Here is a 14,329-nt window from a genome sequence, read left to right on the forward strand (position 1 = left end):
GCCCTCCACACCTACTTCGCCGGCGAAAGGGTGGCGGGGGGGGCCGGGGCGCCTGCCCCCCCTGCCTCTCCACAATCGGAGACGCCGGCAATGTCCGACATGATGACCACCCAAGCGGGCGACGCCAAAGCTTTCCGCAAGTTCGATCTGGCCCGCGTCCCCACCCCCTGTTTCGTGGTCGACGAAAAAGCAATCGAACGCAACCTGACCACTCTTGCCGACATCGGCACCCGGTCCGGCGCCCATGTCCTCAGCGCGCTCAAGGCGTTTTCGATGTTCTCACTGGCCCCGCTGGTGCGTCAGCACCTCGGCGGCACCTGCGCCAGCGGCATCTACGAGGCCCGTCTGGGCCGCGAGGAGTATGGCGGCGAGGTCGCCACCTTCTGCGCGGGTTACAAGGACGCCAATATCGACGAAATCCTGTCGCTGTCCGACCACATCATCTTTAACTCTCCGGCGCAGAAGGACCGCTTCCTCACCAAGGCAAAGGCCGCGAAGGTTCAGGTCGGCCTGCGCATCAACCCCGAACATTCCGAAGGCGAGATCCCCAAATACGATCCCTGCGCGCCCTGCTCGCGCCTTGGCACCCCTGTCAGCCAACTGACCGCCGAAACCCTGACTGGGGTCGATGGGCTACACATGCACACGCTCTGCGAACAGGGGTTCGAGCCGCTGCAACGCACATGGGCGGCAGTCGAACCAAGGCTCAAATCCTTCCTCGGTCAACTCAAATGGCTGAATTTCGGCGGTGGCCATCACATCACCCGCGACGATTATGACCGCGATGGGCTGGTGGCTTTCATCAAAGCCATCCGCGCCGAATATGACATCGATATCTACCTCGAACCCGGCGAGGCCGTCGCCTTGGACGCAGGCATTCTGGTGGGCGAAATCCTCGACCTGCCGACCAATGGCATGAATCTGGCGATCACCGATATCTCGGCCACCTGCCACATGCCCGACGTGATCGAAGCCCCCTATCGCCCCGCCCTGATGGACGAGGCAGAGGCAGGGCATACCTACCGTCTGGGCGGGCCGTCCTGCCTCGCGGGCGATGTGATCGGCGACTATACGTGGGACAAGCCGCTGGAGATCGGCCAGCGCTTTGCCTTCCTCGATCAGGCGCATTATTCGATGGTCAAGACCAACACGTTCAACGGTGTCCCGCTGCCCACCATCGCCCTGTGGAACAGCGATACGGACGAGCTGAAAATCATCCGGCAATTCGGCTATGACGACTTCAAAGAGAGACTCTCATGAGCATCTTCCTCGACAGCGAACTCACCGCCGCAGAACGCAGCGAAGACGCCCGCTTCCGCGTCATCCCGGTGCCGCTCGAACGCACCGTGTCTTATGGCGCGGGCGCCGCCAAGGGCCCCGGCGCCATCATCGAAGCCAGCAATGAGCTGGAGCGCATCACTGGCCATGCCGAACCCTGCGTCGAGGGGATCTTTACCGAAACCCCGCTGGACTGCGACGGCCCGCTGCCCGACGTGATGGAGCGACTGGCCCAACGCACCGAGGCCGCCATCCGCGCAGGCAAGGTGCCGGTGACGCTGGGCGGTGAACACTCGCTGAGCTACGGTGCCGTGACGGGCGTGGCCCGCGCGCTGAACCAGCCGCTGGGCATTGTCCAGATCGACGCCCATGCCGATCTGCGCAACGCCTATCAGGGCGAGAAACACTCTCACGCCTCGGTCATGCATCTGCTGGCTGAAGAAGGCATCCGTCTGGCCCAGTTCGGCGTCCGCGCCTTTTCCGCGGAAGAGGCGCAAAGCCGCCTGAAAAACCACGTCTTCCACGTCGATGCCGAAGAGTTGGTGACCGGCAATATCCACGCCGTCGACTTGCCCAAGGATTTTCCCGAACTGGTCTATGTCAGCTTCGATGTGGACGGTCTGGACCCGTCACAGATGCCCGCCACTGGCACCCCGGTTCCGGGTGGGCTTGGCTATTATCAGGCGCTGCGGCTGGTCGAACACGCCCTCAAAGGCCGCAAATGTGTCGGCTTTGACGTTGTCGAACTGGCCCCTGACGGCAATGCCGCCTGGGATTTCACTGCAGCTCAGATCGTCTATCGCCTGATGGCGGCCTGTTAGCTTTCAGAGGTTTCGTTCAACTCCATGTGGCCTTCGCCTTTATTCAGAACGCGCCGCAGCATGGGTTCAAAGAACTCAAGCGGTTTGGTCGGGTAATCCGGGTCGAACGCCTTCTGATCGTATTCATGGCAAAAATACCGGCAGTCCTCCCAATACGGGCTGTCGCGGTACTTGTCGCGAGCGTTGCGGTCACCACCCAGATGGTGGTTGTAGTAATAGCCCTGAAACACGCAATGGTACTTGAGAATCCAATAGGTCTTTTCGCTGACATAGGGCTTCATCATCGCCGCCGACAGCTCTCCGTGGTTGTAGGGGGACAGGATATCGCCGGTGTCATGGATCAGGGCGGCGACCACCAGTTCCTCCTCCGCGCCGTCCTCATAAGCGCGGGTCGCGGCCTGCAGGCTGTGCTGGTAGCGGTTCACCGGATAGGGCGTCCAGTCCTCGTCCAGAGACCGGATCGCATCCAGAATCCGGTCGGGCAGCGCGGCGTTATACGCCTCTTCATACTCCATCACCGCGTCCCAGTCGGCCTTGGTGGCCTGTTCAAAACTGGTCCAGGTCGGCTTGTGGCTTTTGTCCAGCATGGCATGTCCTTTGATCTGGTTCTTGCAATCAGGATACCGCATGCCGCAACATCAAAAAAATGAATTGATTTTATCACCTTGATCAAAAAATACTTTCGCTATGCAAATCAAAGCTCTGGAAACCTTTCTCTGCGTTGCTGATACGGGCGGATTCCACGCCGCTGCTCGGAAGCTAAATGTCACCCAAACCGCCGTCAGCGCCCGCATCCGGCTGATCGAGGACGAGACCGGTAAGCAACTGTTCACCCGTGGGGCCGGCGGCGCGGCGCTGACCGAATTCGGGCGGCAGTTCAAACCCTATGCCGAACAGATGCTGTCGCTGTGGTCCTTTGCCTCGACCGACCTGCCTGCGCAGACGCAGGACCGCCTTGCCCTGCGGCTGGGCGCGCAACTCAGCATCTGGGACCCGTTGCTGGTCGATCTTGCAGTGCGCTTCGAGCAGCAATTCGGCAAGCTGCTGCTGACGTTGAACTACGACCACGACCTGAACATGACAGAAGCCGTGGCGACCCATGTTTTGGACGCTGCCCTGACCCACGAAAAACCCTCGGACCGCCGGGTGATCTGTCACGAGCTGACCCCGGAACGCCTGTCGCTGGTCGGAACCCCCGACGATTCGGCAGGGGACGCCTCATTATTCGTTAATCTGGAACTTGGCGAGATCTATCAGGATCACGTGCGCTCTACAGCACGGCAAGCGGCAGGCCAAACGATCTTTCTGGGCAATTGCATGATGGCACTGCGCTATGTGCTGAAACGCAGCGGCTGCGGGTATTTTCCCGACTACGTCATCGGCGACCATCTGGCTTCGGGCAGGTTGATGCGTCTGGACAGCGCGCGGGACCTGATGCTGCCTCTGTATCTGGTGGTGCGAAAAGACAGCGAGGAATTTGCCAACATCCTGACCTGCCTGACCGACCTGCGCGGCTGAGATCAGGTCGAAGGCACAGCCTCGCCCCGCCGCCTTGCTGGCATCAGCGGACGTCCGGCGATTAGCAGAAACAAGCAGGATATCAGAACGCCCATGATCGCGGGCAGGTAGAGCAATATCCACAGGTTGGGGTCGGCAATGACCACGGGCGACACAAACCCTCGAACACCTTCCAGCAGCACCAGAATGGTGAAGGCCGCCAATATCTGCGGCCATAGCCCGAACCGCGAAAAACTTCCCAGCATCAGGGTCGAGTATCCGGCCAGCGCGACCGCGATGCAGATGGCCACCCAGGAAAACCGCTGATGCAGTTCTTCGACCAGTTGCCCCTCGCTATAGCCGTCAGCAGCGGCGACCCCGGCGCGGTCCTGCAACAGATCTGCCGTCGGTATCGCCTCGAGGCTGCGGCGGGTCATGCTGCTGGTATTGGTGAGTTCCGAGATGTCGTAAGAGGCATCTTGAAACAGGGTCGATGACAAGGTCCTTCCCTGCTGGTCCAGACGCAGGGCAATGCCATCCACCATCACCAGATGGATGCCGGTGTCGTTGTTGACCAGATACGCCGTCGCGCTGGAGTAGCTAACAGCGTTTTCCGCATCGCGCCGGTCCGAGACGAAGACCTCGTGCAAGGTGCCGTCCAGATCAATCTGCCCGATATAGACGGTCACGCCTGTGGCCGGATGCAGGAATTCACCCTCGTTCAAAAGCTGCGCCGTTACATCGCCTGCGACCTCGGCCTGTCGCACCTCAAGCTGTTCGACCGAGGCCGGGCGCAGGAACACGCTGATGATGGCCATCATCAGCCCCGTCACCACGCCGAACAACACAATCGCCCGCGCCAGACGCCAGGGGCTGGACCCGGTGGCCAGCATCACGGTCAACTCGCTTTCCCGGCTCAAGCGGTTGGTGGCATAGACGGCGGCGGCGAACACAGCCATCGGCATGACCGTGCGGACAAGCGTCGGCAGGGTCAGAGCGGTGAATTCCAGAAACACCATCGCGGACTGCCCGCCGCTGATCACGCGATCAAACAGGCTGACCGAGCGGGTGATCCAGAACACCCCGACAAGGACCAAAGTGAAAAAGCCGAACAGAATCAGCAATTGCCGCAGGAAATATCCATCAAAGCGCGACATGAGGCTCCATCCCAGTGATCCGTTCGCGCGGACAGTAGTTCATTCGGCAGGCCGTGGAAACCGCGATTGGCGGGTGGCCAGCGTTTTCCGGTAACGCGCGTACGCCGGATCAATCCGGCAACAAATGAATGGTTAGGTAGCACAACAGCTGAAACCCGCCCTGCACCATATGGTTTTCCTCAAGATCAAACTTCATGACCGTTTGATCCGCAAGAAAGAATGCAAGCCAAAGGCCGAGCGAAACGATAAAGGCGATATCGACCCGGCGAAGCCATTTGTCTTGCTGCTCATAGGGCGTGATGGCTGCAAAGACGAACAGAAGCGTTGACAGCAAAGCCCAAAGGATGATGCCGACAAACAGGGCGACATTGATCACCGTGGTCGAGCCGAACTGTTCCAGCGTCTTAACCAGGAACGGGTAGTTGTGCCCGTCAAACCATGGGGTCGATGTTACGCCCAGCAACTCTAGCCCGCCGATGAAGTCTGTCAGAAACGCGAAGGCCCACCAGAGCAGCCAGAAGATCACCAACCCCTGTTTGAAGAAAACCCGCATTGATCATCCTCCGCCCATGTCACAATCATTGCATCCAATGACAACAGGATACGCGGTTAAGTCGGGAAAGCGAAACGCGAGGCCGGTTTTGCGCAGCTTGCTGAACGAAGGTTAACCCTCGGGCCATGCGGGGTTCAGCACCAATCACGATGTCTGGTTCAAGCCCAGCCAGTCACGAAACAGAAGGAAACCGCGATGGCCTATGCAGACACAAATACCGGAAGCGGTTACTTCTCGCGCTTCTTCGCATCGGCCAAAAGAAGGGCGCGGCGCCAGAAAATGGCAGAGTACAAAGGGAAGCGGCGCGAGGTGGACTTGATGTCCGACAAAGTGCTGGCAAAACTCGGCCACAGCAGATGCGACATGCAGGAAGTTCTGTACCGGCACTATTTTCAGGGTTGATGAGCGGCCGCGGTTTCAGCCCATGAAAGCCTGATTGATCCTCACGCTCCGGGCGCATCCGAATAGATGTACGGGAAACCCCTAATTTCAAAGGCGTGACAGTGCTGCTATCCGTCGGGCAACGGACCACTTTAACCAATCCGTAACCCCCTAGATGAGGGGCTGGTCGAGACCCCCTCACCCAGCCCCTCACACCACCCATCACATCCAGAGGCGACGCGACAGGCGATAACGGTTGCTGGCAGCTGCTTTGAGCCAATGCACCGCGATTCCCGGTCCGAGTACACTCGCTATTTCTGAGGGGTTTGAGACGGCGGATGCGCTTCAGTGTGTCCGAGGATGGTCCAAAAGCCTCGTAAATGCCGAATTATTAACAGAACGTTAACGAAACGTTTCCCCTGCATTCAACTGGATTGTTGCAGGGTGGCAGACAGTCGCGCTGGTGAAGCTATCGCGACAAACGCTCAATGATCGAGAGAGGAAGTCTGATGTTGGATTATTTTCTGAATTTCTCTGTTGCATCGACAGCGATCCTTATCGGGTTCCTTGCGACTTTTATTGTCGCGTAACGGAAAGGACGCGGACACCTGTGCACAAACCATCGACCGCAAACACAGCCGTTCTGAATGCAAACCGACTGCACCAGGACGACGCTGAATATGTCGCCGCCATGTGGGCGGCCTGCGCTTTGGCGGCTTTGTGCCAAAAAAGGTCAGATCACTTCGCAGAATACGCGCATGCCTGGGCCAGAAAGCTGCATCCAAGCAACTCCCGGTGAATGCGTACTCGGGGCGGACAAACAGGACATCTGATTCAAATTCCCCATAAAAATATGCGGTTCGTCGTGCGAACCGAACTAACCTGAAAGGGGCTGGCGCCCATACACCCCCCCTCGGCCAGCCCCTTATTTTTTCGAATGCAGATTGATGCGTTCCCTGGCGCTGCAAGACCGCGCGCGTCGCTCGACTTCCAAGGCCCGACCCAACTAGAATGGACGTTCAGGGAACATGAGCGCCCGGCACGCGCATAAGACAAATCCATCTGTGCCGGTCAGGGGGGAATCGCATGGCGTCGAAAAAAGAGCTGTTGCAGAAGCTTCTGAAAGGCATCGAAACCGGAGACGCGGCAGCCGCAGCCGTAGTGAACGAGGAAAAGTACGTTCAGCACAACCCGCAAACCCACGAGGGCAGCGAGGGGCTGGCCGAATTGTTCGCGCGCCTGTCCAAAACAAACCCGCGGGTCAGGTTCATTCGGGTGTTCGAGGATGGCGATTTCGCTTTTGCGCATAACGAATACGATTTCTCGAGCCTGCGCGCCGCCTTCGAGGTATTCCGGTTCGAGGATGGCAAAGCTGTGGAACATTGGGACAATATTCAGCCTCTAAAAGGCCCGAACCCATCGGGGCGCGGCATGCTGGACGGCAGTACCGAGATCACTGATCTGGACAAGACCGAGGCCAACCGGGACCTCTCGCGCAGCTTCGTGGAGACGGTTCTTATAGACCACCAGATCGACCAACTTCATCGCTTTGTCGCTGACGGTTTGATCCAGCACAGTCCTGACATTGCCGATGGGCGCACTGGCTTGCGTTCCGCGTTGGAGGCCACCAAAAACGGCACATTGCGCATTCAGTACCACCGCCTGCACCGCGTGCTGGCAGAGGGCAACTTTGTCCTATGCATAAGCGAGGGCAGCAAGGACGGTGTCCATTCCAGCTTCTACGATCTGTTCCGCCTTGAGGACGGTTTGATCGTCGAGCACTGGGACACGGTCGAGGCCATCGCCCCACGCAGCGAATGGAAGAATGACAACGGCAAGTTCTAGGGCCGTTGCCCTCGCCAAATCGTCACCCCGACCGGATGAGATCGGCAGCCTTTTCCGCAATCGCCATTGTCGGCGCGTTGGTGTTGCCCGAAATCAGGTTCGGCATGATCGAAGCATCGACTACGCGCAACCCTTCAACCCCGTGCACGCGCAACTGCGGATCGACCACGGCCATCTCGTCCACGCCCATCTTGCACGAGCCCACCGGGTGATAGATCGTATCCGCCCGGGCGCGGATGTGCTTTTCCCAGTCGGCGTCGGTCGTGACGGTATCGGTACCGTGCATCTCGGACAGTTCATAATCGACCAGCGGCGGGGCCTTCATGATCTCGCGGGTGATCTTCACGCCCTTGATAAGGGTCTCAAGATCGCGCGGATCGCTCAGGAAGGCGGGGTCGATCCCCGGCATCGCAAAGGGGTCGGCGCTTTGCAGGAACACATTGCCCCGGCTGTCGGGGCGCAGCTTGCACATGTGGCAGCTATAGCCGTGACCCCGGTAAATCTTGCGCAGATGATCCTCGACGATGGTCATCATGAAGTGCAACTGAATATCAGGGCGGTCCAGATCGGGTGAGGTTTTCAGAAACGCCCCGCCTTCGGCCACGGGCGAGGCCGCCATCGACCTGCCATCCCGGCCCCAACGCCAGAAGTGGCGCATCAGGTTCACCCCGCCCCAGGCACTGAGGCCCAGATTGTCTTTGTATGTGGTACGGAAAGACAGTGAGAAATCCAGATGGTCCTGCAGGTTCCGGCCCACGCCCGGCAGGTCGTGGACCACATTGATGCCCAGACGCGCCAGATCCTCGCCGTTACCGATGCCCGACAGTTGCAGGATCTGCGGCGATTTCAGCGCACCCGCGCAAAGCAGCACCTCGCGCTTGGCTTTGACGTGAACATCCTGCCCTTTGTGGTGATAAAGGACGCCGGTCGCCCGCTTGCCCTCGGTCAGCACGCGCTTCACCGAGGCGCGCGTGATCACCGTCAGGTTCGGGCGATCCAACACCGGAAACAGATAGGCCGCGGCAGCCGAGCAGCGCTCGCCGTTCTTGTCCCGGTCGTGGAATTGCGTGACCTGATACAGGCCTGCACCTTCCTGATCGCCGCGATTGAAATCGTCGATAGCGCGGTGCTGCACGCGGGTGGCGGCCTCGACAAAAGCATGCGAGATCTCACGTGGGTCCTGTTGGTCCGACACTTGCAACGGGCCGTCCGCACCGTGTTCGGCATCGCCGCCGCGCTGGTTGTTCTCGGACATTTTGAAATAGGGCAGCATGCTGTCCCAATCCCAGCCCTCATTGCCCAGATTAGCCCAATCGTCGTAATCCTGCTTTTGCCCGCGCACATAGAGCGCCGCATTGATCGCGCTGGACCCGCCCAGCGCCTTGCCGCGCGGCTGATAGATCGTGCGCCCGTTCAGACCGGGCTGTGGCACCGACTCCATGCACCAGTTGTTGATCTGAACCGGCCTGTTCTGGATCATGAGGGCCCCGCCCAGCATCATGCGGACAAGCAGCCCGTTGCCGCCACCGCCCGCTTCCAGCAGGCAGACGCTGACATCCGGGTCTTCGGTCAGACGGCGCGCTAACACACAGCCAGCCGAGCCGCCGCCAACAATCACATAGTCAAAGATCATTTGGTCCCTTCCACGGCGGACACCGTGCCGGGGCTTTGCCTATGCTTCAATCGTGCCGTTGCGGCACTCCGTTCCCCTATCGCTTTTTAGCCGGTCGCACCCACGGCCATGACGCGGTGCAACTGCGCATAGCGGTCGCCCAACTGGTGGTCGATCATGACCAGCCGCTTGGCATAGTGTGAGGCGGGATATTCCCACGTCATACCAATCCCGCCGTGCATCTGGATACTCTCCTCGGCAATCATCGTCCCCGCGCGACCGATCAGGTTCTTGGCCATGGCGATATACGTTCCGGCCTCATCCGTGCCCAGCTTACTGGCGGCCAGAATGGTGATCGAGCGCGCTTGTTCAAGCTCGATCGCCATATCCACCGCCCGGTGTTGCAGCGCCTGAAAACTGGCGATGGGGCGGCCAAACTGCGTGCGTTGCTTGAGGTAGTCGACCGTCATGTCGACCAACACCTCCATCACCCCCACTGCTTCAGCACACAGCGCCAGACGGCCTGCATCCAGCGCCGCTTCGATGATGTCGTCGGCTGTCTCGCTCAGGCAGGTCGCCCGGGTGGCGTCGAGGATCAACTCTCCCGCGCCGCCGCCGTCGATCATGGCGTAGTCGATGGCCTCGGGCGTCTCGACCAGAAACAGGCCGATGCCTGCGCTGGTACGCGCGGCGACGAGCGCGCCATCGGCACCGGGCAGGCCATAGACCATCGATTTTCGGCTGTTCAGAACCCAGCCATCCCCGGACCGGTCGGCGCTGGCCCGGATCAGCGGCAGGCTGTCCGCTTCCGGTTCGAACACCGCCAACGGCAGGCGCCTTGTGCCCGAAATCATCTGTTCGACCAGTTCAGCCGCTCCGCAATCGGCAGCGGCGCGTACACTCATCAGTGCCGCCAGCATCGGTTCAGGGCAGAGCCCCCGGCCCAGTTCCTGAAACACGGTGGTGATGTCGAAACCCGCGCCTCCGAACCCGCCCTGCCGTTCGGACACAAAGGCCCCAATCAGACCGAGGTCGGAGAGCTCCGCCCATTTGGCAGGCGAATGATAGGGGGCAGAGTCGATCACGCCGTTGCGGGTCTCGAAATCATATTGTTCCACCAGATAGCGCCGCAGGGTATCGGACAGCATCTGGCGGTCTTGGGTCGGGGTGAAATCCATCGGTCAGCCTCCGAACAGGTCTTTGGCGATGATGTTGCGCTGAATCTCGTTCGACCCGCCAAAGATCGACAACTTGCGGTGGTTGAAATAGGTGGCGGCGGACCGCGCGGCCTCTTCTGGCACGGTCAGCGCGTTTTCGGGCAGGTCCTCGGCCGGAAACGGCGACGCGGCGGCCCCAAGGGCCGAGCGGGTCAGAGACAGAATCCGCTGCCGGATCACCGTGCCCTTGATTTTCAACATCGAGCTTTGCACCCCAGACGCCGCACCTTCGCGGGCCGCAGACAGCATGCGCAGGTTCATGACCCGGAGCGCCTCAAGGTCGATCTCAACCTCGGCGAGTTCAGCGGCAAACAAAGGGTCCTGCGCCAGCGGTTTACCGCCGCGAAGCACATGCTGCGACAGGGTTTTTAGCTTTTCCAGATCGCGCGCCGAAAAGCCCACGCCCGCGATATTGGTGCGTTCATGGGTCAACAGGTATTTGGCGATGGTCCAGCCCTTGTTTTCCTCACCCACCAGATTGGTCACGGGGACGCGGACATCGGTAAAGAACACCTCATTCACCTCATGCCCGCCATCCAGCAGCCTGATTGGGCGCAACTCGACACCCGGCGCGTTCATATCCACCAGAACAAAGCTGATGCCTTCCTGCGACTTACCCTCGGTCGAGGTCCGTAAGAGGCAGAAGATGCGATTGGCGTATTGCCCCAGCGTGGTCCAGGTTTTCTGGCCGTTGATCACGTAGTCATCGCCGTCCCGCACCGCACGGGTTTTCAGGCTGGCGAGGTCTGACCCCGCGCCGGGTTCCGAATAGCCCTGGCACCACCAATCCGAGCCATCCAGAATGCGCGGCAGAATCTCGGCCCTTTGCGCCTCGGTCCCAAACTGGATCAACACCGGACCCAGCATGTTCAAGCCGAAGGGCACAATGCGCGGAGCGTTGGCCAGTGCGCATTCTTCCTCGAAAATATGCCGCTCGACCGCGCCCCAGCCGGTGCCGCCATAGTCGACGGGCCATGTCACGGCCAACCAGCCGCGCGCGTTCAGTTTGGCGTGCCAGCCCTCCATCTCGGCCTTTGTCAGCGGCTCGGAGTTGCGGCCTTTGCGGGCGAGGTCTTCCGTCAGGTTTTCATCCAGAAAGGCGCGGACTTCGGCGCGGAACGCCTGTTTCTCGGGGGTGAAACGCAGGTCCATCCTCAGCCCCTTTTGTTCAGATCATCGAAGGTTCTGCCCGCCTCGGCCAACTCGCGCAGCAGGGTCGGAACCCGCCAATAATGGGGGTCTTCCTGCGCGTACTGCTCGATCCGCCGGACCAGCACGTCCAGCCCGATGATATCGGCATATTGCAGCGGGCCACCCCAGTGGCGCGGGAAGCCGTAGCCGAACAGGAACACCGCATCCACGTCGATCGGGCGCAGGGCGATTTTCTCTTCAACCACCCGCGTGGCCTCGGACGCCATTGCGGCCATGTAGCGTTCGACGATCTCCTGATCGGTGAAGCTGCGGGCGGTGATGCCTTTGGCGCCGCGCTCCGCTTGCGCATATTCAGCCACGGCAGGGTTCACGCTGCGGGTCTTGCCGTCGTAGATGTAGAACCCCTTGCCGGTCTTGCGCCCGAACCAACCCTGTTCGCAGACGCGATCGGCGATCTCGACATAGCGTTCGTTGGCCGGGCGGAACGCGGCCTGACGCTTGCGCGTGGCCCAACCGATGTCCTGCCCGGCGAGATCAGAGACCGCGAAGGGACCCATGGCAAAGCCGAAATCCTCCAGCGCTTTGTCGATCTGTTCAAACGGCGCGCCGTCGAGCTGCATATAGGCCGAGGATTTGCGGTAATGCGCCAGAATGCGGTTGCCGATGAAGCCGTCGCAGACCTCGGACCGCACGGCGATCTTGCGCAGTGTCTTGGCCAGTTTGAAGCTGGTTGCGACGATTTCGGGGGCGGTCTCCTTGCCCACCACGACTTCGAGTAGGCGCATGACATGGGCGGGTGAAAAAAAGTGCAATCCGACTACATCTTGCGGTCGGTTGGTCGTCGAGGCGATTTCGTTCACGTCCAGATACGAGGTATTGGTCGCCAGAATGGCCCCCGGTTTGCACACCTGATCCAGCGTGCCGAAGACCTGCCGTTTAACATCCATGGATTCAAACACGGCCTCGATCACAACATCCACCTCCCCCAACGCGGCCATGTCGGTGGTGCAGGTCAGCGTGCCCAGTTCCGCATCGCGCTGCGCCTCGGACAGCTTGCCGCGCTTCACTGCCCCGTCGAGGTTTTTGGTGATCGTCTCGCGGGCGAAGGCGACGCGGTCCTCCTCCATCTCAATCAGGGTGACGGGCATCCCGGCCAGCAGCATCGCGGTGGCGATGCCCGAGCCCATGGTGCCGCCGCCGACCACACCGCCCGATGTCAGATCGCGCGCCTCGGCCTTGGCTTCGGGGATATGCGCCACCGCGCGTTCAGCGAAGAAGGCGTGTTTCAGGCCCTTATGGGCGTTGCTATTCAGAGCCTCCATGAACAGGGCGCGTTCCGCCTTCAGCCCTTCGGCCAGCGGCAGGCTGCTCGCCTCTGCCGCTTTCAGGGCGCGTTCGGCGACCTCACCCTTGGCCTTGGCGCGGAAGGCGTCCAGTTCCTCGGCAGTGATGCGGTTGTTCAGTTCGGCCGTTACGCGGGGTTTCAGCGTGCCGTCCAGCAACTGCTGACCGGCGGCCAGAGCAACCCCCTCGGGGTCGCCATCCTGCAGATCATCCAGTAGGCCGGCCTGCAGCGCCACCTCGGCCGGGATCGGTTTGCCCGACGTGATCATACTCAGCGCCGTCTGCCCATCGACCAGACGCGGCAGGCGCTGAGTGCCGCCCGCGCCGGGCAGCAGGCCCAGATTGACCTCGGGCAGGCCCAGTTTCAGCCCCTTGATCCCGACCCGCGCCTGACAGCTCAGCGCGATTTCCAGACCGCCGCCCAGAGTGGTGCCGTGCAGCACGCAGACGATGGGCTTGGCGCTGGCTTCAAGCACCTCACACACCTCGGGCAGGACCGGCTGTTTCGGCGGCTGGCCGAACTCGCGAATATCGGCCCCAGCAACAAACGTCCGCCCCGCCGCATAGAGCGCGATGACTTTGACCGCATCGTCCCCGGCCAGTTCCCGCAACGCGTTCACCAGCCCGATCCGCACGTGATAGCCTGCCGCATTCACCGGCGGGTTGTCGATCCTGACCAGCGCCACCGCGCCCTCTTTGCGAATTTCGACCGCAGCCATGGAAGCTCTCCTGTTTATCAATCACATATGCCCGAGGCTCAGCCTGAGCGTTTGCACCGTGTCGCGCAGTTTCGGCGCGACCGTCTGTTCAAGTTCCCCGGCATCCAGCACCGACGCATTTGCTCCGCACAAAAAGGCGAAGGGCTGTGTACCCGGCGCGGTCTGAAACGGCACGGCGCAGGCGTTGACGTCGCGGTTCCACCCCCCAAGCGAGGTCACGTAGCCGATGCTCTCCAACTGATCGCGATCGGCGCGCGCCTGATCGCTGTCAGGCACCTGCGCCGGGTCCGCCGCCAGCATTGCCCGCCCGGGCGCGCTGCGCTCCATCGGCAGGCGGTGCCCCTCGCTCAACCACAGCGAGGAGGCGTTGCGGGGACGCCAGCAGCGGGTCAGCATTGCCGTGCCGCCATGGCGCATGGTCAGGGCGACCAGAACACCGGTGTCGTCGGCCAATTGTTGCATCATGTTCTCGGCCATCGGCAGAAAGGACAGCCCCGCCCGCGCCGTATATCCCAGCGCCATGACCGAGGGTCCAAGGCGGTAGGTCTCGGACGGCTGCAATTGTTCCAGAAAGCCCATTGAGGCCAGCGTGAAGGTCATCCGCGCCACGGTTGAAGGCGGCATCCCGGTGCGGCGCGCCAGTTCGCGATTACCTAGCGAGGGATCGTCGGGCTTGAACGCCTGCAGCACCTGCAACCCTTTGGCGAGGGTCGAGGCAAACCGGCGATCTCGTTCCGCGTCCGACATGAGGGG

The 14,329-nt window shown here is 61.1% G+C and carries 13 protein-coding genes; 5 read left to right on the forward strand and 8 right to left on the reverse strand.

Translation table 11 applies throughout. The features are described from left to right. The first annotated feature begins 90 nt into the window (after positions 1-90). Both nspC and speB read left to right on the forward strand, forming a co-directional pair. Positions 91-1,260, forward strand: a complete 1,170-nt coding sequence (nspC, locus tag ACR0NJ_RS16905) for a carboxynorspermidine decarboxylase (RefSeq protein ID WP_480818294.1) — start codon at positions 91-93, stop codon at positions 1,258-1,260. Next, positions 1,257-2,099: an agmatinase gene (gene speB / locus ACR0NJ_RS16910; RefSeq protein WP_480818295.1), complete on the forward strand. Its 843-nt coding sequence runs from the start codon at positions 1,257-1,259 to the stop codon at positions 2,097-2,099. Before nspC ends, speB begins: the two co-directional genes overlap by 4 nt. Here speB and ACR0NJ_RS16915 read toward each other — a convergent pair. Then, positions 2,096-2,686, reverse strand: a complete 591-nt coding sequence (locus tag ACR0NJ_RS16915; protein WP_480818296.1) for an HD domain-containing protein — start codon at positions 2,684-2,686, stop codon at positions 2,096-2,098. The genes speB and ACR0NJ_RS16915 overlap by 4 nt on opposite strands. 100 nt (positions 2,687-2,786) lie before the next feature. Between ACR0NJ_RS16915 and ACR0NJ_RS16920 the strand changes: the two genes are divergently transcribed. After that, a complete protein-coding gene (locus ACR0NJ_RS16920) occupies positions 2,787-3,617 on the forward strand; it encodes a LysR family transcriptional regulator (protein WP_480818297.1) in 831 nt (276 codons plus the stop codon). 2 nt (positions 3,618-3,619) lie between these two features. Here ACR0NJ_RS16920 and lptF read toward each other — a convergent pair whose 3' ends face one another. Together lptF and ACR0NJ_RS16930 are read right to left on the reverse strand one after the other, a co-directional pair. After that, complete coding sequence (lptF, locus tag ACR0NJ_RS16925) at positions 3,620-4,753, reverse strand: LPS export ABC transporter permease LptF (RefSeq protein ID WP_480818298.1); 1,134 nt, start codon at positions 4,751-4,753, stop codon at positions 3,620-3,622. A gap of 109 nt (positions 4,754-4,862) precedes the next feature. After that, the gene (locus ACR0NJ_RS16930; RefSeq protein ID WP_480818299.1) at positions 4,863-5,306 is read right to left on the reverse strand and encodes a hypothetical protein; all 444 of its coding nucleotides are present in this window, start codon (positions 5,304-5,306) and stop codon (positions 4,863-4,865) included. 195 nt (positions 5,307-5,501) lie between these two features. Here ACR0NJ_RS16930 and ACR0NJ_RS16935 point away from each other — a divergent pair, with 195 nt between their 5' ends. Then, complete coding sequence (locus ACR0NJ_RS16935) at positions 5,502-5,708, forward strand: hypothetical protein (protein ID WP_480818300.1); 207 nt, start codon at positions 5,502-5,504, stop codon at positions 5,706-5,708. Positions 5,709-6,773: 1,065 nt separating this feature from the next. After that, the gene (locus ACR0NJ_RS16940) at positions 6,774-7,532 is read left to right on the forward strand and encodes a nuclear transport factor 2 family protein (RefSeq protein WP_480818301.1); all 759 of its coding nucleotides are present in this window, start codon (positions 6,774-6,776) and stop codon (positions 7,530-7,532) included. Between the two features lie 22 nt (positions 7,533-7,554). Here ACR0NJ_RS16940 and ACR0NJ_RS16945 read toward each other — a convergent pair whose 3' ends face one another. The 5 genes from ACR0NJ_RS16945 to ACR0NJ_RS16965 form a co-directional block, all read right to left on the reverse strand. Beyond that, the gene (locus ACR0NJ_RS16945) at positions 7,555-9,165 is read right to left on the reverse strand and encodes a GMC family oxidoreductase (RefSeq protein WP_480818302.1); all 1,611 of its coding nucleotides are present in this window, start codon (positions 9,163-9,165) and stop codon (positions 7,555-7,557) included. 86 nt (positions 9,166-9,251) lie between these two features. Then, the gene (locus tag ACR0NJ_RS16950; protein ID WP_480818303.1) at positions 9,252-10,322 is read right to left on the reverse strand and encodes an acyl-CoA dehydrogenase family protein; all 1,071 of its coding nucleotides are present in this window, start codon (positions 10,320-10,322) and stop codon (positions 9,252-9,254) included. A gap of 3 nt (positions 10,323-10,325) precedes the next feature. After that, positions 10,326-11,513 (reverse strand): acyl-CoA dehydrogenase family protein, encoded by a 1,188-nt coding sequence (locus ACR0NJ_RS16955; RefSeq protein ID WP_480818304.1) that lies wholly within the window; start codon positions 11,511-11,513, stop codon positions 10,326-10,328. Between the two features lie 2 nt (positions 11,514-11,515). After that, positions 11,516-13,576: a 3-hydroxyacyl-CoA dehydrogenase NAD-binding domain-containing protein gene (locus tag ACR0NJ_RS16960; RefSeq protein ID WP_480818305.1), complete on the reverse strand. Its 2,061-nt coding sequence runs from the start codon at positions 13,574-13,576 to the stop codon at positions 11,516-11,518. Between the two features lie 21 nt (positions 13,577-13,597). Continuing rightward, the gene (locus ACR0NJ_RS16965; protein WP_480818306.1) at positions 13,598-14,323 is read right to left on the reverse strand and encodes an IclR family transcriptional regulator; all 726 of its coding nucleotides are present in this window, start codon (positions 14,321-14,323) and stop codon (positions 13,598-13,600) included. Between the last annotated feature and the right edge of the window lie 6 nt (positions 14,324-14,329).

It is taken from the genome of Ruegeria sp. F11 (assembly GCF_056533855.1).